The organism is Empedobacter sp. GD03797 (genome assembly GCF_029842105.1).
In the GTDB taxonomy this organism is placed as follows: domain Bacteria; phylum Bacteroidota; class Bacteroidia; order Flavobacteriales; family Weeksellaceae; genus Empedobacter; species Empedobacter falsenii_C.
This window is the reverse complement of record NZ_JAOCFS010000034.1, coordinates 23,322-29,377: the sequence shown is the minus strand read 5'-3', so window position 1 is coordinate 29,377 and position 6,056 is coordinate 23,322. Positions and strand designations below refer to the sequence as shown.

6 protein-coding genes are annotated in these 6,056 nt (G+C 32.1%); 3 read left to right on the top strand and 3 right to left on the bottom strand.

Annotation, left to right across the window (positions count from 1 at the left end):
• Positions 1-200: 200 nt before the first annotated feature.
• Positions 201-1,142 (bottom strand): endonuclease/exonuclease/phosphatase family protein, encoded by a 942-nt coding sequence (locus N5D90_RS15475; protein ID WP_115002165.1) that lies wholly within the window; start codon positions 1,140-1,142, stop codon positions 201-203.
• 62 nt (positions 1,143-1,204) lie between these two features.
• Here N5D90_RS15475 and N5D90_RS15470 point away from each other — a divergent pair, with 62 nt between their 5' ends.
• Genes N5D90_RS15470 through N5D90_RS15460 form a run of 3 tightly spaced genes read left to right on the top strand, consistent with a single transcriptional unit; the run spans position 1,205 to position 3,148 of the window.
• Positions 1,205-2,335, top strand: coding sequence for a 5-(carboxyamino)imidazole ribonucleotide synthase (locus tag N5D90_RS15470; RefSeq protein WP_115002166.1), 1,131 nt, complete (start codon positions 1,205-1,207; stop codon positions 2,333-2,335).
• A 5-nt stretch (positions 2,336-2,340) separates the two neighbouring features.
• On the top strand, positions 2,341-2,844 hold the full coding sequence (purE, locus tag N5D90_RS15465; RefSeq protein ID WP_038333183.1) for a 5-(carboxyamino)imidazole ribonucleotide mutase: 504 nt from the start codon (positions 2,341-2,343) through the stop codon (positions 2,842-2,844).
• A 16-nt stretch (positions 2,845-2,860) separates the two neighbouring features.
• Positions 2,861-3,148, top strand: coding sequence for a hypothetical protein (locus N5D90_RS15460; RefSeq protein ID WP_038333182.1), 288 nt, complete (start codon positions 2,861-2,863; stop codon positions 3,146-3,148).
• A gap of 180 nt (positions 3,149-3,328) precedes the next feature.
• Here N5D90_RS15460 and N5D90_RS15455 read toward each other — a convergent pair whose 3' ends face one another.
• Entirely contained in the window at positions 3,329-3,769 is a 441-nt protein-coding gene (locus tag N5D90_RS15455) for a hypothetical protein (RefSeq protein WP_280063168.1), read from the bottom strand.
• An 86-nt stretch (positions 3,770-3,855) separates the two neighbouring features.
• The gene (locus N5D90_RS15450; RefSeq protein WP_280063166.1) at positions 3,856-6,015 is read right to left on the bottom strand and encodes a SurA N-terminal domain-containing protein; all 2,160 of its coding nucleotides are present in this window, start codon (positions 6,013-6,015) and stop codon (positions 3,856-3,858) included.
• Between the last annotated feature and the right edge of the window lie 41 nt (positions 6,016-6,056).

Below are 6,056 nucleotides of genomic sequence, written 5' to 3'. Positions count from 1 at the left end.
GTACGCAGCATATTTGTATCTAAATATGGATAATGTACAAATCGCAAATGTGATGAAAGTAGAAACGAAAACTGTACGTATGGCAAAATATCGTTTAAAACAGAAAATTGGTTTAGAAAAAGAAGCTGATTTACAAACATTTATTCAAAGTTTATTTTCATAAAAAAATCTGTAGACACTTGTCTACAGATTTTTTGTTCTTATTCTATCTTAAGTTCTGCAACAATTGGAAAATGATCCGATTTTATATCATCTCCACGATAAAAATTGGTCACTTTTATTTTCTTCGAAACCCAACATTGGTCAATATTTGTGCGGAAAATCGGAATGAAAGCATTCCAAGAATTATTCAATCCAAAACCAGAACGAGCATCTTTCATTTTATCTGATTGCACCAATTTGAAATTCGGTGAATAAACCGTAGAATTCAAATCTCCAACTAAAATGATATTTTCATTCGGTAAAGCATCAATTTCCTGCTTCATCAATTCGTATTGTTTATTTCGTCTTTCAAAACGAGCCTGATTTGGTAAAGGCGGAACAGGATGCGTTGCCAAAATACTTAATGGTTTAGCGTCTACAATAATTTCCGCTAAAATAGACGGATGCATCTCATCAATATAATTTTTTGTAGACACTTTAGAGAATGGAATTTTAGAATAAATCGCAATTCCAAAATTGTTACTTCTTACTTCTTCTTTATAATATGGATATTCTTTTCGGATAAACTCTACATGTTTTTGCCAAGCTGGCGTTAATTCTTGTAAAACAATTACATCACTTTTATCTTTAGTCAAATAATCTTTTAGATGTTGAAATTCTTCATTCTGAGAAAAAATATTGATTGATGTAATTTTAAAATTAGATTTTTCTCCTTTCGCATTTTCTCCAAAATAGAAATTTCCTAAGTTTTTGTACGTAATAATTGGAATCGCAACCAAAGGAATCAACCATAAAATATTTTTCTTTTCTTCTTTTCGAATTGAATAATTGTAAATCAAACACAAGAAAAAAGCAATAATCAGCGCATAAATAGAATATTGCACCAACATATCGAATACAAAATATTGATAAAAACTCTTGCTCGTTAAATAAATTCCAGCAAATACAAAAAATAAAATTCTACTCCATTTTGTTAACATCTCGTCAATACTTTTTTAATTCTCGTAAAAATAGAAATTATATTATTCATTAACTTCGCAATATGATAAAAATCGGAATTTTAGGAGGAGGACAATTGGGATATATGTTTTTGCAAAATGCATTGCAATATCCTTGCGAGATTAGTATTTTAGATCCAGCTGCTGATGCACCTTGCGCACCACATGCACATCATTTTGTACAAGGCGATTTCAAAGATTATGAAACGGTTGTTGCATTTGGAAAAGGTTTAGATGCTATCGGAATAGAAATTGAGCATGTAAATGTTGAGGCGTTACGTTATCTAAAATCAATTGGAAAACGCGTTGTTCCAGATCCTGAAGCTTTAGCGATTATTCAAGACAAAGGAGTTCAGAAAGAATTTTATGTCAAAAATAATATTCCGACTGCGCCTTATTTTGGATTAGATGATTGGAAAGATTTAAAATCGAAACAAGATATCAATTATCCGATTTTTCAAAAATCTCGAAAAGATGGTTATGATGGAAAAGGTGTTCAGTTCCTAAAATCTGAAGTTGATTTAGACAAAATGCTTCAAGCTCCTTCAATTTTCGAAACGCCAGCCGATTTAGATCGTGAAATTGCGGTTGTTACGGTTGCCGATCATTTAGGAAATATTGTCACTTATCCAACGGTAGAATTTGTCATCAACGAAGAATATAATTTGTTAGATTATTTATTGATGCCTTCTACACTTCCGAAAGAAATCACTGATCGAGCTGAACAAATTGCGAGTGATGTTGTAAAAGCATTGAAATCTCCAGGAGTTTTCGCAGTTGAATTATTCTTGAACAAAGATCAATCGATTTGGGTAAACGAAACCGCTTCTCGTGTTCACAATTCTGGACATTCAACAATTGAAGCAGCTTATTCATCACAATTTGATCAAATGTTAAGAACCTTAATGCAATTGCCACTTGGCTCTACAAAATTGTTTACAACTTCTGCAATGGTCAATTTGATTGGAGCTGAAGGACAAACTGGACAAGCAGAAATCGAAAATATTGAAGAATTATTGACGATTCCAGGAACATTTTTGCATTGGTACGCAAAAACTATCACAAAACCAGGTCGAAAAATGGGGCATGTGACATTGGTGAATGATGATTTAGAACAATTAAAACAAAACATAAAACAAGTTAATGCAACGGTGAAAGTCGTAGCAAAAAAGTAACAACTATGGTAGGAATTATAATGGGAAGTGATAGCGATTTGCCTATCATGAAACAAGCTGCTGATCTATTAACAGAATTAAATATCCCTTTCGAATTAACAATTGTTTCGGCACATCGTACACCACAACGTATGTTTGATTATGCAAAAACAGCGCACGAACGTGGAATAAATGTCATTATAGCTGGGGCTGGTGGCGCTGCGCATTTACCGGGAATGGTTGCGTCTATTACGCCGCTTCCTGTGGTTGGTGTTCCAATTAAATCGTCAAATTCTATTGATGGTTGGGATTCGATTTTGTCTATTTTGCAAATGCCAAATGGAATTCCAGTTGCGACGGTTGCAGTGAATGCCGCGAAGAATGCAGGAATTTTGGCAGCGCGTATTTTAGGTGCGACTAATCCAACTTTGCAAGAAAGATTAATCCAATATCAAGAAGATTTACAAAAAGCTGTAGAAGCAAAGATAGAGCTTGTAAAAGGCGAATATCCGAATGGGTTTGATAAATAAGTTAATTTATTAAAATATGGAAGAAAATAATTTTTGGATATATTCAACTTATTTTAATGAATTTATTAAACTCCTTAAACAAGAATTTAATTTTCAAAAGGATTTAGATTTAATAAAATATAATCTTTTTCAAACTAATTTTGATAAAGATATATGGTTTGAATTATCCGAATCCGAATCTTATCATAAAATTGAAATTTCTAAAGACAATGATGATCGTGATATTATTTTCTTCAAAATCATAACAACTAAAAATAAAATGGATTCCATTCAATCCTTTTTATCAGAAATTGAAAAAGAATAAATAATTATTTCCATAAACCAAAAACTCCCAAACTTTATAGCTTGGGAGTTTTTTATGATAATTTATTTATATGAGTAAAAATTGTATCGAGAATTAAGAAGAATTTTATCTTATAAATCCTTATTCTCGATACAAAATTCTAAACGAATTTCACTCGAATTGACGGTTTTATTGATAAAATTAATCTAAAATAATTTTCATACTGTCACGCTTAAGTTTATTATCCAGTAGAATAACTTTTTTATTTTTTTCTTTCTCTACAATCAAATTCACTTTAGGACATTTAAAACCACAAGGAATTAATATTGTCCTAGTTTTGAAGAAGCCATTTTTATCTGTAAATAATACTTTTGGTTTATAGTATTCTCCCATTGCATTAATATAGAAATCGTCTTTAATACCATTTTTTCTTAATTTTTCTCTTTCTTCTGATAAAATTGTATCCAACTCAAATCCTACCTTTTTTATAGTATCATTTTTCCTCAATAATACGGTTATCTTGGCATCTGAAATAGGTTCATTTTCGGAATTATAAACATTACCATTAAATCTTATAAATGATTCACAAGAAATTAATGATATTAATCCAAAGAAATATAGAATATATTTTGCGTTTATCATAAATCTAATTTATCCTTAAATATAAAACAAAAACCGCCAGAAGAATTCTTCTGGCGGTTTTATTTATTATAAGAAATTTTTAAATCTTAACGTAAAGCTCTATCGCGGTTATCAACCACATCAGCAGCTTGAATCAATGATTGTAACAATGTTTGTTGGAAACGTCCTTGTAATTGACGGTTTAAATTATCCAAAATCATTGAACCTTTTTGATTCTTTTGAATTTGTTGGTTTGAAGGAATAATGTAGAAAACTCCAGCATTACCTGCAATCGCTTTAGAAGATTGATTTAGTTTTACTCCAAACGCAGCTCCTACAACTTTAGGCTCTAAACCAATTCCTGTTAAATTAGAATTAGAGAAGTTAACCGTAGCATTTCCTTTTTTCGCTCCAAATTTAGATGCAAAAGCATTCAATCCTCCGTTTGCAACTTGTTCATCAACCAATTTAGCAACTTTTTCGTGCATCAAAACTGGCTCTACATATTGGCGAACAACACTTGGATGTGCTAAACCTTTGTCAAATTTTTCAACTAAATGAACAACGATGTAATCTCCTGTAGAAGATGTAAACAAGTTTGTTGCTCCTTTTTCTGTTTTCTTGTCAAAAGCCCATTTTAAGATATCTCCATCCTGATCGTTTGGAATATCTTGACCAATTGCAGCATAACGCTCAATACCTTCTGTTGTATTATTTAAATAACCACCTTTTTTAGCAGTATTTTTGAAATCATTCAATGATTTTCCTTCAACATTCTGAACATATGTTCTAGCATTTGTAAATGCTTTTTCTGTTGTTGCTTTAGAAGGCTCGATCGTTTTTACAATGTTTGCAACTTGATAAGCTGTTTTGTTTTTTGCATCATCAACTTTGATAATGTGAAATCCGAATTGAGATTCTACCAAATCAACTGTTCCAACTGGTTTAGAGAAAATAAATCCGTTATAAGTTTGGTCTAATTGATTGTTTTTTCCAACCCAACCAATGCTTCCTTTTTGTACAGCAGATGATTTATCATCCGATTTTGTTGAAGCAACTTCTCCAAAAGAAGCTGGATTAGCTTTTACTTCAGCTAAAATTTGTTCAGCTAATTTTTTTGCTTCGTCTTTTGTACGTTTTACTCCGTTTCCAGCAGCGCTTCCTGTATAAGAAACTAAGATATGGCTAGATTTTACAGAATCTTTTACTTCTTTCGATTTCGAAAGTTTGTATAATTGGTATGTATTTCCAATTTTGAAAGGTCCACCAATTTGTCCAACTGTTGCAGTTTTCAAGAAGTTTGTTGCTTCTGGCCCTAATTGAGCTTGTTCTAATTCTGCTTTTGTAAAATAATTTGGAATAAATGGTTTCTCAGAATTTTGAGTCACATAAACCGAATCACTTTTTGCAGAACCAAACGCCGCAATTGTATCTGTAACATTGTTCACTTCGTCATGAACAATTTGAGTTGACAAATATTTGTTGATGTTTGCTAAAGCAACAGCATCGTCAGCAGTAGAAGCTCCAGCAGGGAAATACGTGTAGCTTAATTTTACTAAACCTTCTGCTTTGAACAATTTTGGATATTTCGCTTCATAAGCAGAAATTTCTTCGTCTGTTACTTTTACATTTAATTTTTTAGCTAAAGTTGCGTAATCTACAAAGGCGTACTGAATGTTTGCATTCGAAATATTGTATCCTTGTTGAATATCCGCTTCTTTACCTGTAACCGCTGTACCAGCCATTACATAACCAAAATATTTTTGAGATAAAATCTGTAATTTTATTTGTTCAGCAGTTTGCAACCAACCTCTATATTGTTGTTGCGCTTCTGGACTTGATGCCGCATTTGCTTCTAATTGCGCAATCTGTTGTTGTGCTTCTGCACCAGACGCCATTCCGAAGTTTTGAGCTGTATAGCTCCAAAATTCATCATCAGAAACTTTTAAACCTAATTTTTCAGCATGTTGTTTCAACACTTTCTGACTAACTAAGCTGTTCCAAGTTTGTTGAGCAATTTGATTTGGAGTTGCAGTTTGACCTTGATTTTCGTACATCTTTTGTGTTTGATCGTACGCACTCTGATATTCTGCAATACCAATAGGTTCTCCGTTCACTGTACCAACTACAGAAGGATCTCCAGTAAATAATTGTTTTATTTTTGAATTCTCTCCGAATAAATCTCCTGCAACGAAAGCTAACATTGCAACTCCGATTACCACGAAGATCAGCCAAGTTTTTTTACGAATTTCTCCTAAAACTGCCATTGTTTTATTTTAATGTTATTTCTATAATAGGTGGCGAAAAT

Bases quoted from the DNA above. Each gene is read 5' to 3' on its own strand.
- N5D90_RS15475 (WP_115002165.1), bottom strand. From the start codon at position 1,142: ATGTTAACAAAATGGAGTAGAATTTTATTTTTTGTATTTGCTGGAATT.
- N5D90_RS15470 (WP_115002166.1), top strand. From the start codon at position 1,205: ATGATAAAAATCGGAATTTTAGGAGGAGGACAATTGGGATATATGTTT.
- purE (WP_038333183.1), top strand. From the start codon at position 2,341: ATGGTAGGAATTATAATGGGAAGTGATAGCGATTTGCCTATCATGAAA.
- N5D90_RS15455 (WP_280063168.1), bottom strand. From the start codon at position 3,769: ATGATAAACGCAAAATATATTCTATATTTCTTTGGATTAATATCATTA.
- N5D90_RS15460 (WP_038333182.1), top strand. From the start codon at position 2,861: ATGGAAGAAAATAATTTTTGGATATATTCAACTTATTTTAATGAATTT.
- N5D90_RS15450 (WP_280063166.1), bottom strand. From the start codon at position 6,015: ATGGCAGTTTTAGGAGAAATTCGTAAAAAAACTTGGCTGATCTTCGTG.